This is a genomic window from Pseudoduganella plicata (assembly GCF_004421005.1).
Classification (GTDB): Bacteria; Pseudomonadota; Gammaproteobacteria; order Burkholderiales; family Burkholderiaceae_D; genus Rugamonas; species Rugamonas plicata.
In genome coordinates, this window is record NZ_CP038026.1 from 3,304,675 (window position 1) to 3,320,345 (window position 15,671).

A 15,671-nucleotide genomic window follows, 5' to 3' on the forward strand; every position below is an offset into this window, starting at 1 on the left:
TTGCCCACGCTACAGGTAACGGTTGAACCACTCCACCGTGCGCCGACGCAGGTCCTGCTGGTGCGCCGGCTTGCGGATGCCGTGGCCTTCGTCTTCGTAGATGACAAGGGTTGTAGGCACGTTCAGCGCCTTCAGCGCATGCCAGAATTCCATCGACTGCGCCGCCGGCGTTTCGACGTCGCGCTCACCCACATAGATCAACGTGGGCGTCTTCGCCACTTTCACCGATTCGATCGGCGACAGGTGGCGGTAGATCGCCGGATCATCGTACATCGTGGCGCCGAAGAACGGCACCATCCACTGGTCGATGCCGTTCTGGCCGTAGTAACTGATCCAGTTGGCGATGCCCGCGCCGGCTACCGCCGCCTTGAAGCGCTGGCTGTGCGTGACGCCCCACATCGTCATGAAACCGCCATACGAGTGGCCCATCAGGCCGAGCCGCGCCGTGTCCACCGGCGCCACCAGCGCTGCCGCATCGATGCCCGTGAGGATGTCGCGCAGGTCGCCGCCGCCGAAGTCACGGCGGTTGGCGCGCGTAAAGGCCGATCCCTGGCCGAAGCTGCCGCGTGGGTTGGGCATGAAGACGTAGTAGCCGGCGTTGACCAGTTCTCGCACCGTCGGATTGCCCGCGTCGCCGGCGGCGATATAGCGGGGCGTAACGGCGGACGCCGGGCCGCCATGCACCTGCACGATCATCGGATACTTCTTGCCCGGCACCGGCTGCAACGGCCCGACCAGCCAGCCCTGCACGTTGAAGCCTTCATTGGTCCAGCTGACGTTCTGCACCGCCACCTGGGCGGCCAGCCTGTCGTTGTCGTGCGTGATGGCGTCGAGCTGGGGCATCCGCCCCGCCACGATGCGCGGTGCGCGCGTGAAATCCTCGACGGCGCCGGCGGCGATCGACCCGTCCGCGCTGAACGACAGCCGCCCGTCCGAGCCGGAGCCGGTGACGGCGGCCGACCACAGTTTAACGGCCGCGCCGGTGTGCGCATCGACGCTCAACGCCGTCAGCTGGTCGCCCATCAGCGCTGTCGCCACGATGCCGCCACGCTTCCACGCCAGGCCGTTGAACGAGCCCTTGAAGCCGGGCGTGATGTTCTTCGGTTCGCCGCCGGCCAGCGGCACTGTGTAGACGTCGCCGCCGATGGAGCCGAAGTCGCTCATCAACCCGCCGATGTAGGCGACCGTGGCGCCGTCCGGCGATACGCGCGGCATGTTCAGTTGCGTTGCCGGCGTGGCGATCACGCGCAGTGCGCCCGTCGCCGCGTCGACGTGGGCCAGCTTCGCTACCCACCAGTTGTTGTCGCCATTGCCCTTCGCGCCCGTGGCAACAAAGCCTTTGCCGTCGGGCGTCCAGTCATATTCGTAGATAAAGGTGTCGTGCGGCGACAGCAGCTTCAAGGTGCCGCCGCTTGCCGGCACGGTGGCGATGCGCTGCGCATCCTCGCGCGTGCCGATCTCGCCGACCAGGCGTGCGCCCGCCGCCGTGGCGCCGGTCTCCTTGGTCGCGCCGACGGTGGCCAGCAGCCCCAGCACGGTGCCGTCCGGCGACCAGCGTGCCGAATTGGCGACGCCCTTGACGGTTGCCAGCGTGCGCGTCCTGCCGTTGGCAGCGACATACAGCATTGCGCTGCCCCGCTCACTGCCGACAAAGGCGACGCTGCGCCCGTCCGGCGACCAGCTGGGGCGATCGTAGCCACAATGCCCGCACGGGTCGTATTCGTTGAGCACCTTGCCGGTGCGGACATCGCGCACGACAACGACAGGATGCGCCTTCTTGCCCGGCACATTGGCGTCCAGGCTTTCCAGTGCGGCGACGCGGGTGCCGTCCCCGTTCAGGGCGACATATTTATAGTCGCGTTGCGCCATCTGGGCGTGGGCGGACGCGCCGGCCAGCACGGCCGCGGCCAGGAAAGCCGCGCCGGCTATCGCATGGATTCGCATCCTAGGCCCTGTTCAGACGGGAGTTGCGCATGCCATAGGCGAAGTACGTCAGGATCGATGCCGCCATCCAGATCGTGAAGATCACGCGTGTCGTATGCGACAAATCCTTCATGATGTACAGGCAGGCCAGGATCGACAGGCCGGGAATGAAATAGGGGCCGAATGGCACGCGGAAGCCGCCCTTCGTGTATGTGCCCATCGAACGCTCCTTGCGCCGCATGGCCGGCACGGCGATCGAGACGACAATGAATGCCGTCAGCGTGCCCATGCTGACCATGTCCCACAGGAAGGTGGCGTCGACAAAGCCGGCGACGAGACCGACGACGAGGCAGACGATCAAGGTATTGCTGACGGGGGAAGCCGTGCGGGCGTCCACCTTATGGAACACCTTCGAAATCAGGCCGTCGCGGGAAATCGCATACAGGATCCGGGTCTGGCCGTAGATGGTCACCAGCGTCACGGAAAACACGGAGATGACGGCACCGGCCGACAGCACCAGCGCGGGCCACGCCTTGCCGGTCACGTTCTGCAGGATGACGGACAGGCCGGCTTCCTGGTGCTCGAACATGTGCGCGGGCTGCGCGCCGACGGCGGCCACGGCGACGAGCAGGTAGAACACGGTGACAATGATCAGTGCGGCGAGGATGCCCAGCGGGACGTTGCGCTTCGGGTTACGCACTTCCTCGCCCGCGGTTGCCACGGTATCGAGGCCGATAAACGAGAAGAACACGGTACCGGCGGCAGCCGTCACGCCCGTCATCCCGGCCAGGCCGGCCGCGCTCTCCGGTTTGAAGAACGGGTGGAAGTTGTTGATGTCGAAGCCCTGCAGCGCGATGACGACGAAGAAGATCAGGATCGCCAGCTTCACCAGGACCATGACCGCATTCATCGTGGCCGACTCCTTGGTGCCGCGGATCAGCATGACGAAGCACAGGCAGACGAGAATGATCGGCGGCAGGTTCATATGGCCGAAATTGAACACGACGCCTTCCTGCGTCGAGACGATCATCGGCGTTCGCAACGCCGTCGGTATCTGCCAGCCGAAGGCGTTTGTCAGGAAGTTGTTCAGGTAATCGGACCAGCCGATCGCCGTCGCGCTGGCAGCAAGCCCATATTCGAGCAGCAGGCAGGCGGCCATGATAAAGGCAAGGAATTCGCCAACGGTCGCATACGCGAACGAATACGAGGAGCCGGAGGCGGGAATGCGGAACGACAGTTCGGCATAGCACAGCGCCGTCAGGCCGGCCGTCATCGCGGCCATCAGGAACGACAGGATGACGGCGGGACCGGCCTTCGGCACGGCTTCGACCATCGTGAAGAAAATGCCGGTGCCGATCGTGGCACCCACGCCGATCATCGTCAGGGGGAACAGGCCGATCGACCGGGCCAGGCCGCCGGGATGCGAGGGGTGATCTTGTTCGGCGGCGGTATCGACAGGCTTGGTACGGGTCAGTTTCTGGACCAGCGTTTGGCTCACAGGCATTCCTTTTCGGGTAGTTCGGCTGCTGCGGCCTTCGCAGTGCCGCATCTCTGACGCAATTCTGGGGTAAAAAACCTGACGATTATAGGGCCAGAACCCGTCACTTCCCTACGGTTGTTTGTATAGAAAAGACAAGTGGTGAGGAAGTTTTTGCAACCACGGGTTGCGGCGTGCATTCAGCGCGCGACGTTGGCGGCCAGCTCCGCGACGCTGCGGAACATCAGCCTGGGCGCCAGCGCCTGCAGCACCTCGGGCCTGTTGTAGCCCCAGCAGACGGCGCCGAAGTCGAGGCCCTCGGCGTGGGCGGCCGCGATGTCGCGCACTTCGTCGCCCACGCACAACACCCGCGCGTGCGGCACGCCGCTGACCTGCACCACCCGACGCAGCCGGCGGCGCTTGCCGAACAGCGCGGCGCCGCATTCGACGTGCGAGAACAGGCGCGCATCGTCGCCCAGCACCGCCCGCACGTTCGCTTCGGAGTTGGAAGAAACGATCGCCAGCCGCACGCCCCGCAGCGCGAGGTCGTGCAGCACTTCGCGCATGCCGTCGAACAGGCCGATTCGGGCGATGTGCTGCGCCATCAGGGCGCGGAACTGCAGCGCCACCGGCACCAGCTTCCAGCGTGGCAGGTCGAGATGCCGCAACAGCTGCGGCAGGTCGAACGCTCGCAGCATGTCGATGTCGTCGCGGTCGAGGCGACGGAAATTGTGGGTGTCCGCCAGGATGTCGAAGACGTCGAGGAAGAACGGAAAGCTGTCGGCCAGCGTGCCGTCGAAATCGAAAATCCACAGGTCGTAGTCGGGCGCGGCGACACGCCCAGGCGGACGAACATCGTTCATGGCGTCAGCGCTGACCCAGCCGCGTGCTGCCGAACAGCGCCTTGAACTGGTGCGGCTGCGAGCGCCAGTATTGCGGCGGCGCGTCCACCTGCGCGCCCAGCTTCGCCGCCGCGTGCCACGGCCAGCGCGGGTCGTACAGGATGCCGCGCGCCAGCGCCACCATGTCCGCCTGACCCTGCAGGATGATGGCTTCGGCGTGTTCCGGTTCGGTGATGAGGCCCACGCCGATCGTCGGCAATCCCGTCGCCGCCTTGATCTGCGCGGCGAACTGGATCTGATAGCCCGGACCGACCGGAATCATCTGCAATGGCGACAAGCCGCCGCTGGAGACGTGCATGAAATCCGTGCCGCGCGCTTTCAGTTCGTTGGCGAAGGCAATGCTCTGTTCGACGTCCCAGCCGCCATCCACCCAGTCGCTGGCGGAGATGCGCACGCCCACCGCCACCGTTGCCGGCACGGCCGCGCGCACGGCGTCGAACACCTCGAGCGGGAAGCGCATGCGGTTTTCCAGCGAGCCGCCATAGCGGTCGGTGCGCTGGTTCGACAGCGGCGACAGGAACTGGTGCAGCAGGTAGCCGTGCGCCGCGTGCAGTTCGATGCCTTCGATGCCCAGCGCATGGACGCGGCGGGCGGCGGCAACGAAATCGTCCTTCACCTTGCGCAGGCCGGCGTCGTCCAGCGCCAGCGGCACCGTTTCGCCAGCGGCATGGGGCACGGCCGATGGTGCAACCGTCTGCCAGCCGACGTCGCCCGGCGCGATATTGGCGCCGCCTTCCCACGGCACGGCCGACGAGGCCTTGCGGCCCGCGTGGCCCAGCTGCACTGCCAGCCTGATCGGCGAATGCCGGCGGATGGCATCGATGACCGGCGCCAGCGCGGCCTGGTGGCCGTCCGACCACAGGCCCAGGTCCGCAGGCGAGATGCGCGCCTCCGGGGAGACCGCCGTGGCCTCGACGATCAGCAGTGCCGCGCCGGACAGCGCCAGACTGCCCAGGTGGATCATGTGCCATTCGGTCGCGAGCCCCTCCACGGCGGAGTACTGGCACATCGGTGCGATGGCGATACGGTTTTTCAGTTCAAGCGGGCCCAACGCGTAGGGCGAAAACAACTGGCTCATGGTTCCTCCTGGTTCGATAGTCGAGAGTTTAGCGAGGATTGGCTCGCCACACCTGTCCAGTACCGGCAGTCATGTTACAAGTGCTTACTTTTGATACAGCCAAACGGTAGCTTGCGATATATCAATTCGCTAATCTTGTACCAACCCAATCGCAACACGCCGACAGGAGAGTTTATGACGATGTACCAGAAGATCCCGACCACCTCGACCCGTATTCATCCGCTGATGGCCGGGGCCGCGCTGGCCGTCATCGTGCTCAGCGTGGTGGCAACGGCGGCAATCGTGCGCTGGCTGCCGGACGGGAGTCACGCCGACGCCCAGGAGCCGCTGGGCGATGCCGACGCGCTGCCGATCGGGTACGCAACAGTTTCGTCGCCTGGCCCGGCCACGGCCGCGCGGGCGTCGTCTGTCTCGGCCGTGCCGGCCGGGCGCCAGGCACGCCTGTAATAGTTGCCGCGCCCATGAGAAAGCCGCCCGTGGGCGGCTTTTGTTTTCGTCACCTGCCGAGGAGACTGGGGGCCAGCCGGCCAGCGGCACCGCCGGGCTGTTGCCGCTATTCAGTCCGCCCGCGTCACCATCAGCCCGGCGCGCAAACCGATCCGCACATCCGGATTCGGGAATACGACCAGCTCCTCGTCATGCTGCACGGTGTAGACGGTATCGCCATCGCGGGCGATCTCGTCGCCGCGTCTGAGTGACGTGAAGTTCTGCGTGTCCTTGCCGAACGCCATCGTGAACCCGTCGGACAGCTTGATGATGTTGCGTGCGACCTTGTACACGCGCGGCATGGCGACGTCCGCCGGCGCGGGTTCGCCACGCAGCAGCCGGTCCAGCGCGCGCGACGCCTGGGCGAATTGCGTCAGGTCGTTCTGCCCCAGCGTGCCGATGCGGCCCAGTTCCACCGTCGTGCCGGCGGCGCCGTGATGCTCGGCGCTGTAGAAACTGTACGTCCCGACCGATTCCGGGTTCATGACGATGGCGCCGATGCCCGCCTCGCCCATCCAGGAAACGAGTGCGCGCTTGGCACCCGGTTCGATCAGGTCGGCGACGATGGCGAAGGTCGGGTAGACCGACGGCCGGATTGCCGTATGCAGGTCGAGGTGCCAGCGCTGCGGTCCCGCGTCGGCGAAGAATGCCACCGTTGCGGCGATCATCACGTCGGCCCGCGCCGCTTCCGCGGTACCGGCCAGCGCGCCCCGTTCGACGCGGAACATGCGGTTCAGGTCCGCGTCGATAAAGCGCTTGCCCGCGCGGATCGCACCGATATTGCCGACGCAGACCATCAGGTCCACCGCCAGCTTGTCCGGTTCGCGCGCCAGCGCATCGAGCAGATAGGCCGTCAGTTCGATCGGTCCCGTTTCGTCGCCGTGCACGCCCACCGACAGCACGACCGCCGGCCGCACGCTGCCGGGCCGGCGGATCGTCAGGATCCCGTCCGCCGGTTCGGCCACCGTGAAGCCGGCGTCACCGAAGCTCCTGGCGACGGCGGAGAAATCGGCCTGCGCCAGCGCCCGCACGGGCGCCGGCAGCGTTGCATCCATCGCCGTCATCTCAGGCAGCCCTGGCCTGCGTGCCGTTGGCCGCTTCCGACAACGTCCACACGTCGAGCATCGCCTGTTCCAGGTCGGTCGGCGCCGTGAACGCCGGCAGCCGCAACGCGCTGACCACCGATTCGACAGCCCGCTCGCTGCCGCCCTGCGCCAGCACCTGCGACAGCAGGCGTTGCTGCGCGCGGCCCAGCGCCTGCTGCGCGTAGCTGCGCAGCTGCTCCTGCGAGCGGCTCACTGCCGGCAGTTTCAGGCCATGCTCCAGCATGTCGATACCGGCGCGGCTGCGCAGCGCCATGCCGACATGGATGAAGCCTGGCAGGTCCATGCCGGCCGGGCGCCGCACCGACAACGCCGCGAACAGGAACGCCGCCACGTTTTCGATGGCATCGACCGTTTTCCATGCCTGTACGAACTCGGTACGCAGGGCCGGCTGGCCTTCGGCTTCCCACTTCGCGTCGCTCGGCATCAGCTTCGACAGCATTGCGGGCTCGCTGAACACGCGTTTCAGTTCGGCCATGCCAGCGGCATCGTGCAACTGCACCTTCGGTACCGACAGCACGCCTTCCATCGCCGCGCGCAGCATGCCGCGGGTGCGCGCATCGACCTTCATCGATACGTCGCGCGGCACGTTCAGCGCATCCGCGTCGAGCGTGTCGAACACCGGCGCCAGGTTCAGCGCGGACCATGCCTGACCCCACGCCAGGATCACGTCCGTCTCCGGCACGCCATGATCGGCCGCCAGGCGGCGCAGCATCAGCGGGCCGCAACGGTTGACCACTTCATTGGCCAGCACCGTCGCCAGGATCGCGTTGGCCAGCGGGTGCGCCAGCGCCGGGCGCGTGGCCACCAGCAGATCCGGGAAGTACGGCTTCAGCACCGCCTCGGCCCAGCTTTCCTCCGTCAGCGGCAGCACCGACAAGGTGCGCTTGTAGCGGTTCTTGACGTTGGCGATGACGACGGCCAGTTCCGGCGTCGTCAGGCCGCGGTTGTCGACCTTGCGGCGCGCCAGTTCGGCCACCGTCGGCAACTGTTCCAGTTCGCGTGACAACGCCCCCTCTTCTTCCAGGCTGGCGATCAGCGCGGCATAGCCGTCCTGCACCCAGCCTTCGGTCTGGGCCTGGTGCTCGCGCACCAGCAGGCGCGTCTGCTGCGTGTTGTCGCGCAGGACCAGGCGTTCGATATCGCCCGTCATGTCGTTCAGCACGCGGTTGCGTTCTTCTTCCGTCAGCTGGCCGGCGTTCACTTCCACGTCCAGCCAGATCTTAGCGTTCACTTCGTGGTCGGAGCAGTCCACGCCGGCCGAGTTGTCGATCGCATCGGTGAAGATGCGCCCACCCGTCAGGGCGAACTCGATGCGCCCGGCCTGCGTGGCGCCCAGGTTGCCGCCCTCGGCGACGACCTTGCAGCGCAGCTCATTGCCGTTCACGCGGATATGGTCGTTGGCGCGGTCCTTCACTTGCGCATGCGTTTCGGTGGACGCCTTGATGTAGGTGCCGATACCGCCGTTGTAGAACAGATCAACTGGCGCCAGCAGGATGCGGTGCATCAGCTCTTCCGGGCTCAATGCCGTCTCGGCGATGTCCAGCGCCGCGCGGATTTCCGGCGACAGCTCGATGGTGCGGGCCGAACGGGGGAACACGCCGCCGCCCTGCGAGATCAGCGCTTTGTTGTAGTCCTCCCACGACGAGCGTGGCAGCGCGAACATGCGCTGGCGTTCGGCGAACGATGCGGCGGTGTCCGGATTCGGGTCGAGGAAGATGTGACGGTGATCGAACGCCGCCAGCAGCTTGATCTGCCTGGAGAGCAGCACGCCATTGCCGAACACGTCGCCCGACATGTCGCCCACGCCGACGACGGTGAACGGCGTCGTGTTCATGTCGTGGCCCATTTCGTAGAAGTGGCGCTTGACCGCTTCGAATGCGCCCTTCGCCGTGATGCCCAGCTTCTTGTGGTCGTAGCCGTTCGAGCCGCCCGAGGCGAACGCGTCGCCCAGCCAGAAGCCGCGCTTGACGGCGATGCTGTTGGCGATGTCGGAGAACGTCGCCGTGCCCTTGTCGGCGGCAACCACCAGGTACGGGTCGTCGTTGTCGTAACGGACCGTGTCGGCGGGCGGCACGATCTTGCCCAGCACACGGTTGTCCGTCACTTCCAGCAGGCTGGAGATGAACAGGCGGTAAACCGCTTCGCCTTCGGCCGCCACGACCTCACGCGGCGCGCCGGTGGGCATCTGCTTGCAGACGAAGCCGCCTTTGGCGCCGGCCGGCACGATGACGGCATTCTTCACCATCTGCGCCTTGACGAGGCCCAGCACCTCGGTGCGGTAGTCTTCCATCCGGTCGGACCAGCGCAGGCCGCCGCGGGCAACCGGACCGCCGCGCAGGTGCACGCCTTCGAAGCGGCGCGAGAACACGTAGATTTCGCGGTATGGACGCGGCTCCGGCACCAGCGCCAGGTTGCTCGTGTCGATCTTGAAGATGATCTTGTCACCTTGGCCGGCCTGGAAGTAGCTGGTGCGCACCGTCGCCAGCATCAGGTCGATCAGCGCGGCCAGGATCACTTCGGTGTCGGCGTGGTTGACGGCGGCCAGGCGGCCCTTCAGGCCCGTCAGCGCGTCGCGCGCCGACTCGTGCTGGCCGTCGTCCAGCTTCGGATCGAAGCGCTGCTCGAACGCGTCGACGATCTGTTTCACCATGGACGGCTGGCGGCGCAGGCTTTCGGCGATGTAGCGCACGGAGAACTGCGTGCCGGTCTGGCGCCAGTAGCTCATGTACGCGCGTACCAGCTGGATCTGGTGCTTGTGCAGGCCGCCCTCGACGACGAGACCATTCAGGCGGCCATCCTCGACTTCGTCGTTGAACAGGGCGCTGAACAGGTCTTCGGCCACGTGGGCCACGCCATCCCTGGCCAGCTTCTCGGCACTGGCCGAGTCCACCGTCAGGCTCGTCACGTAATGGCGTTTGCCGTCGCCGGTGCGGATCGAATGCGAGCGTTCGCGGTCGATCAGCACGCCGGCGTTGTGCAGCGCCGGCATGATCGACGACAGCGTCGGTACCTTGTCGACCGAATAGATCCGGATCGTCGTCAGCGGGTCCGCCTCGGTCGCCAGTTCCAGGCGCACCTTGACGCGGCCGTCATGGCCGTTGCGAAGAATCGTATCGATATCGTGGAAGGCCACGGCGGGCGACGTGCCGGCCACGTAATCGACGGGCAGCGTGGCGCACAGGCGGCGCATGTCGTTGCGCAGCGGTTCGTCCGGCACCGCGTCGGCCAGTTCGGAGAAGCTGTTGTGCCAGCCGTCCAGGATCGACAGCAGCGGACGCTGGATGTCGCTTTCCAGGTCGAGCGGATTGCGCGCCGCGTGGGCGATCAGGTACAGGCGGGCCAGCGGGCCGTCGGCCACCAGCGTCTGCGAACTGACGTGCGTGGCGCCCGAGCTTTCCTGCAGCGCGCGCGACAGCGCATTGGCCACGCTGGCGCTGTAACGCTCGCGCGGCAGATAGATCAGCACGTTCAGGTGGCGCGCATACACGTCGCGACGCGCGAACACCTTGGTGCGCGGCTGTTTGTACAGCGAGACGACGGAACCGCACACTTCGACCAGCCATTGCGGGTCCGCCTCCAGCGCCTCGGTGCGCGGCAGCGATTCCAGGATCTCGATGAATTTCTCGGCGCGGAAGCCTTCCTGGCGCAGATTGGCGATCTTCAGCACTTGCGCGATGCGGCCGCGCGCGAACGGCAGGCGCGCCAGTGGCGTCAGCATCGCCGCGCGGGTAAACAGGCCGATGAAGCAGTGCTCGCCCAGCAGGTTGCCGTTGGCGTCGGTGGCACGCACGCCGATGAAGTCGAGCTGCTGGTCGCGGTGCAGCGTGCCGCCCACGTCGGCCTTGACGATGGACAGGATGTGCGCGCGCTTGGCCAGCGTTTCCAGGTCGCCCGGGATATTGGCCAGGCAGGTACCGTAGACCGGGTGGCCGGTATCGCGCAGCACGCCGATGCGGCTCGGAATATCGCGCTCCAGCTCGTTCACGCCCGGCTTGACGTGGTAATAGGCATAGCCATGCACTTCGAAACCTTCGTCGCGCGCCCATTGCAGGAAGGCGGCCGCTTCGGCGCCCTCTTCGCCATGGACGGCGGCAGCCGTGGCGACGGCGGTGAAGCGGTCCTTCATGGCAGCCAGGTCGCGTTTCACGACGGCGGCGTCGCGCGCCACCATTTCGATGCTGGCCACCAGTTGCTGCAGCGGCGCCGCGTCCAGCTCTTCCGACAGCAGGCACAGAACGTACGATTCGAGCTTGCTGCCGCTTTCGCCAACGGCGGTGACGATGCCGCCGACATCGCGCGTGACCGGCAGCACGGCATTGAGGACGCCATTGGCGACGACTTTCTGCTTGCGCAGCGCCATGACGATGGAGTCGACCAGGTACGGCATGTCGTCGTTCAGGATCAGCAGCGCGGTGGCCATGCCGCCGTGACCGTCGGCGTAACGCAGGGTAGCGATCTGCGGGCCGGGCGCGGTGCGCCGCGCGGCCTGCGTGAAGCCTTCCACAAGCACCGGCGCGAGACTGTCGGGCGACGTATCCGCCAGGTCTTCATCGTCCAGGGACTTGAGCCAGGCGGCGATCAGCGCGCGCGCCTGGCCCCCCTCCTGGCTACCTTCGGCCGGCTTGCCGGCATTGACGAGATCCAGCGTCTCTTTACGCAGGTCTTGTGGCATTTTGGTCATTGTGCTTCTCCAGATAGTTGTTGTCTCGCGCGGGCCGTGGCTTGTGGCGGGCGCCTGCGATCATGCCGACATGGCCGATGGGGCCGAGGATCGCTCAGCCCCATCTTGGGTCACTTGATAGGATTGCAAACTACAAAACTACAGATCATACAGCCCCGGCATGCCGAGAATGCGCGCCAGTTCGTCCAGTGCGGTGTGCACTTCAACGGCCAGCGCCGGGTCGGCCAGGTCCTGCGGTTCAAGCTTGTCGCGGTAGTGCCTCTCGACCCACGCCACTAGCGTGTGGTACAGCGCTTCCGTCATGATCACGCCCTGGTGCATGGCGCGCGCTTCCTCGTCCGTCAGTGCCACGCGAAGGCGCAGGCAGGCAGGCCCGCCGCCGTTGCGCATGCTCTGGCGCAGGTCGAAGTGGATCAGTTCATCGACCGGCCCGCCGCTGGCCACCAGACCTTCGAGGTAGCGCCCCACGGCCGCATTTTCCTGGCACTCCTGCGGAATCACCAGCGCCATGCGCCCATCCGGTTTGGACAGCAGCTGGCTGTTGAACAGGTAGCTGTGGACCGCGTCCTGCACCGACACCATGCCCGTCTCGACGCGGATGGCGTGAAGTTCCGCATCCACGCCGGCCATTGCCTGGCGCAGCCCGAACAGCGCGCCCTGCTCGTCCGCGAAAGCCTGTTCGTGGTAGAACAACACGTTGGCGTTGCCGACGGCAATGACGTCGTTGTGGAACACGCCCTGGTCGATGACCTCGGGGTTCTGCTGGATGTAGACGGTGCGCGCCTCGGCCAGGCCGTGCAGGCGCGCGACCGCTTGCGACGCTTCCAGCGTCTGGCGTGCCGGGTAGCGCTTCGGCGCCGGCGCGTTCGGGTCGAATTCGACGCGGCCATAAACGAACATCTCGACCGCATCAAGGCCGTGCTGCGCGCACAGGCGCGTGTGATTGGCTGCACCTTCGTCGCCAAACGCCGGCGTGGATGGCAGCGTGTCGTGCACGGCGAAGTGTTTTTCGTCCGCGAAGATGGCTTTCAGTGCGCGCGAAGTCTGCACGTGTTCCAGCGCCCGATGCAGCTTGTTGTTCAGGTTTGCCGGCGTGAAGTGCACCCGGCCATCCGAGGTGTCGCGCGACGGGCTGACAGTGGCCGCGTTGGCCGTCCACATCGGCGAAGCGGAATACGCGCACGCCAGGATCACCGGCGATTCCTTGAAGGCGCGCGCCAGCACATCCGCATCGCTGCCCGTAAAACCCAGGCTGCGCAGCAGGCGGAAGTTGGGGCGGTCCTGCGGCGGCAGCACGGCTTGCGCGAAGCCGCGGGCGGCAAGCGCGCGCATCTTGGCCAGGCCCTGCAATGCGGCCTGCTTCGGATTCGATGCGCTCTTGACGTTGCTGAACGAGGCCACGTTCCCGAACGACAGCCCGGCGTAGTTGTGCGACGGCCCGACCAGGCCGTCGAAGTTGAATTCGCGTGCAGTGTTCATTGTCTTCAGAAAGTCAGGCCGGGCGACAGCTTGGCCGGCATTTCAAGGGCGCTGTTCTCGATCGAAGCGACCGGGTAGGCGCAGTAGTCCGCCGCGTAGTATGCGCTGGGGCGGTGGTTGCCGGACTTGCCGACGCCGCCGAACGGCGCCGAGCTGGCGGCACCGGTCGTGGGACGGTTCCAGTTGACGATGCCGGCGCGCGCACGCAGCTGGAATTTCTTCCACAGCGTCTCGTCGTTCGACAGCAGTCCAGCCGCAAGGCCGAACTCCGTGCTGTTGGCGATGCGTACAGCCTGGTCGAAGTCAATCGTGCGGTAGATCTGCAGCAGGGGGCCGAACCATTCCTCGTCCGGGATGCCCTGCGCATTTGTCACGTCGACGATGCCGGCCGAAACGAAGCCCGTACCCGGCTGCAGCTGCTTCATTTCCAGCAGCAGCTTGCCGCCCTTGGCGACGAGGTCCTGCTGCGCCTGCACCAGCCGCTCGGCCACGGCGCTTGATACGACAGGGCCCATGAACGGCTGTGGCTCCGCATGCGATTCGCCAACCTGGATCTTCGACGCAACGTCCACCAGGCGCCGGACGAATGCGTCGCCCTGCGCGCCCTCCTGCACGACGAGGCGGCGCGCGCAGGTGCAGCGCTGGCCGGCGGAGATGAAGGCCGACTGGATGGCCATGAACACGGCCGCGTCGATGTCCTTGACGTCCCAGACCACGAGCGGGTTGTTGCCGCCCATTTCCAGCGCCAGCAATTTACCCGGCTGACCGCCGAACTGACGGTGCAGCGCGGCGCCGGTCTGGCTGCTGCCGGTGAACAGCACGCCGTCGATGTCCTGGTTCTGGCCCAGCGCGACGCCCGTTTCGCGGCCGCCGTTGACGAGGTTGATGACGCCGGCCGGCGCACCCGCCTGCTCCCACAGCTGCACCGTCTTGATGGCCGTGCGCGGCGCGTATTCGCTCGGCTTGAAGACCACCGTATTCCCGGCGATCAGCGCCGGCACGATATGGCCGTTCGGCAGGTGGCCGGGGAAGTTGTACGGACCGAACACGCCGAATACCCCATGCGGCCGATGACGCAGCACGGCTTCGCCGTCCGGCACCTTGTTGTGCACTTCGCCCGTTCGCGTGTTGTACGACTGAACGGAGATGTCCACCTTGTTGGCCATCGTCGTCACTTCGGTGCGGGCTTCCCACATCGGCTTGCCCACTTCCTCGGCGATCAATGCCGCAAGCTGCTCGTTGTTTTCCTTCAGCAGGTCGCGGAATTTCGTGACGATGGCGATGCGCTCTTCCAGTGGGCGCAGCGCCCACGCCTCGAACGCGGCGCGCGCGGCGGCGCAGGCTTCGGCCACGTCGGCTGTCGTCGCTTCGCGGCTGGCCCACGTCTGCTCCCCCGTTGCCGGGTTGACGGTGACCAGCTCGATGCCGCTGCCGGCTTTCCACCGGCCGTTGATGAAATTGCTCAGGGCTTGTTCAGACATTGTGCTTCCTCACATTGAGTGGCAGCGTGCGCACGGTGTCACCGGCGTGGCAGCGCAGCAGTTGTTGGTCCGTTGTCGACAAGTCGATCGCGCCATTGACGGGCGTGGCCTGCGTGACGATCATGCGGAAGTCTTTCAGGATCGTGTTCGACACCAGCGTCGGCTCCGCATGCGCCGGCGCGCACGCGTGGGTCATGTCGGTATCGAGCGCCACCACCACCAGGTCGCTGTCGCGGATGGCGCGCAGTTCCGACACGCGCGCCTGCAGTACGGGACCGGCGTCGAAGATGTCGACGTAACCCTCGTAATGCATGCCTTCCTGTTCCAGCAGGCGGCGCGCCGGGGCCGTCGACTTGTGCACCTGGCCGACCACGTCCTGCGCTTCTTGCGGCAGGTAGTCGATGTAAAGCGGCTGGCGCGGCATCAGTTCGGCGATAAAGGATTTCTTGCCCAGTGCCGTCAGGTCGTCCACGTGGTGGAAATCCATCTTGAAGAAGTGGCGCCCGAGACCCTCGTAGAACGGCGAGGTGCCATCCTCGGCCTGGTAGCCGCGCATCTCGGCAATGATCTTCTGCGTAAACAGGTGGGGGAACTGGGCGATGAACAGGAAGCGGCTTTTCGACAGCAGCTTGCCGTTGTGGCCCTGCCGGTAATCCGGATGCAGGAACAGCGAGCACAGTTCCGAGGCGCCGGTCAGGTCGTTCGACAGGTACAGCGTGTCCATCTTGGTAAACACGTTCAGTTCGCGGCTGGAGTGCACCAGCGTACCGATACGGTAGTTATAGAACGGCTCCGTCAGGCCAACCGCGGCCTTGATGGCGCAGACGCCGGCGATGCGGCCGTTGCTGAGGTCTTCCATGACGAACATGTAGTCGCGCTCTTCCGGCGGGATGGTCTCGGCAAACGACGCGCAGGCAATGGCGAGGCGCTCGCCCAGCATCTTCATGTCCGGCTTGAGCGTGGTCATGCCGGTGCCGACCTGCGTGGCCATGCTGTACAGGGCGTCCAGGTCGTTCTCGTTGATGGCGCGGACAACTAGCATAGGGGTTCCCAAGGTG

The 15,671-nt window shown here is 66.1% G+C and carries 10 protein-coding genes; 1 reads left to right on the forward strand and 9 read right to left on the reverse strand.

Annotated features, from left to right (window positions below; genetic code table 11):
• Positions 1–9: 9 nt before the first annotated feature.
• From E1742_RS14495 to E1742_RS14510, 4 genes are all read right to left on the reverse strand, one after another.
• Complete coding sequence (locus E1742_RS14495; protein ID WP_134385616.1) at positions 10–1,944, reverse strand: S9 family peptidase; 1,935 nt, start codon at positions 1,942–1,944, stop codon at positions 10–12.
• Position 1,945: 1 nt separating this feature from the next.
• A complete protein-coding gene (locus E1742_RS14500) occupies positions 1,946–3,421 on the reverse strand; it encodes an APC family permease (RefSeq protein WP_134385617.1) in 1,476 nt (491 codons plus the stop codon).
• A gap of 179 nt (positions 3,422–3,600) precedes the next feature.
• Positions 3,601–4,263: an HAD-IA family hydrolase gene (locus tag E1742_RS14505; RefSeq protein ID WP_134385618.1), complete on the reverse strand. Its 663-nt coding sequence runs from the start codon at positions 4,261–4,263 to the stop codon at positions 3,601–3,603.
• Between the two features lie 4 nt (positions 4,264–4,267).
• The gene (locus E1742_RS14510; protein WP_134385619.1) at positions 4,268–5,380 is read right to left on the reverse strand and encodes an NADH:flavin oxidoreductase/NADH oxidase; all 1,113 of its coding nucleotides are present in this window, start codon (positions 5,378–5,380) and stop codon (positions 4,268–4,270) included.
• Positions 5,381–5,554: 174 nt separating this feature from the next.
• Here E1742_RS14510 and E1742_RS14515 point away from each other — a divergent pair, with 174 nt between their 5' ends.
• Entirely contained in the window at positions 5,555–5,827 is a 273-nt protein-coding gene (locus E1742_RS14515; protein ID WP_134385620.1) for a hypothetical protein, read from the forward strand.
• Between the two features lie 110 nt (positions 5,828–5,937).
• Here the strand turns inward: E1742_RS14515 and E1742_RS14520 are convergent, their stop codons facing one another.
• The 5 genes from E1742_RS14520 to astA all read right to left on the reverse strand — a co-directional run bounded on the left by E1742_RS14520 (position 5,938) and on the right by astA (position 15,655).
• Positions 5,938–6,921, reverse strand: a complete 984-nt coding sequence (locus E1742_RS14520; protein ID WP_371860155.1) for a succinylglutamate desuccinylase — start codon at positions 6,919–6,921, stop codon at positions 5,938–5,940.
• Positions 6,922–6,931: 10 nt separating this feature from the next.
• Positions 6,932–11,653: an NAD-glutamate dehydrogenase domain-containing protein gene (locus E1742_RS14525; protein ID WP_134385622.1), complete on the reverse strand. Its 4,722-nt coding sequence runs from the start codon at positions 11,651–11,653 to the stop codon at positions 6,932–6,934.
• A 138-nt stretch (positions 11,654–11,791) separates the two neighbouring features.
• Positions 11,792–13,132 carry an N-succinylarginine dihydrolase gene (gene astB / locus E1742_RS14530; protein ID WP_134385623.1) on the reverse strand — a complete coding sequence of 447 codons (1,341 nt, stop codon included), beginning with the start codon at positions 13,130–13,132 and terminating at the stop codon, positions 11,792–11,794.
• A 5-nt stretch (positions 13,133–13,137) separates the two neighbouring features.
• Positions 13,138–14,613, reverse strand: coding sequence for a succinylglutamate-semialdehyde dehydrogenase (gene astD, locus E1742_RS14535; RefSeq protein ID WP_134385624.1), 1,476 nt, complete (start codon positions 14,611–14,613; stop codon positions 13,138–13,140).
• Positions 14,606–15,655 carry an arginine N-succinyltransferase gene (astA, locus tag E1742_RS14540; protein WP_134385625.1) on the reverse strand — a complete coding sequence of 350 codons (1,050 nt, stop codon included), beginning with the start codon at positions 15,653–15,655 and terminating at the stop codon, positions 14,606–14,608. The genes astD and astA overlap by 8 nt, the downstream gene beginning before the upstream one ends.
• Between the last annotated feature and the right edge of the window lie 16 nt (positions 15,656–15,671).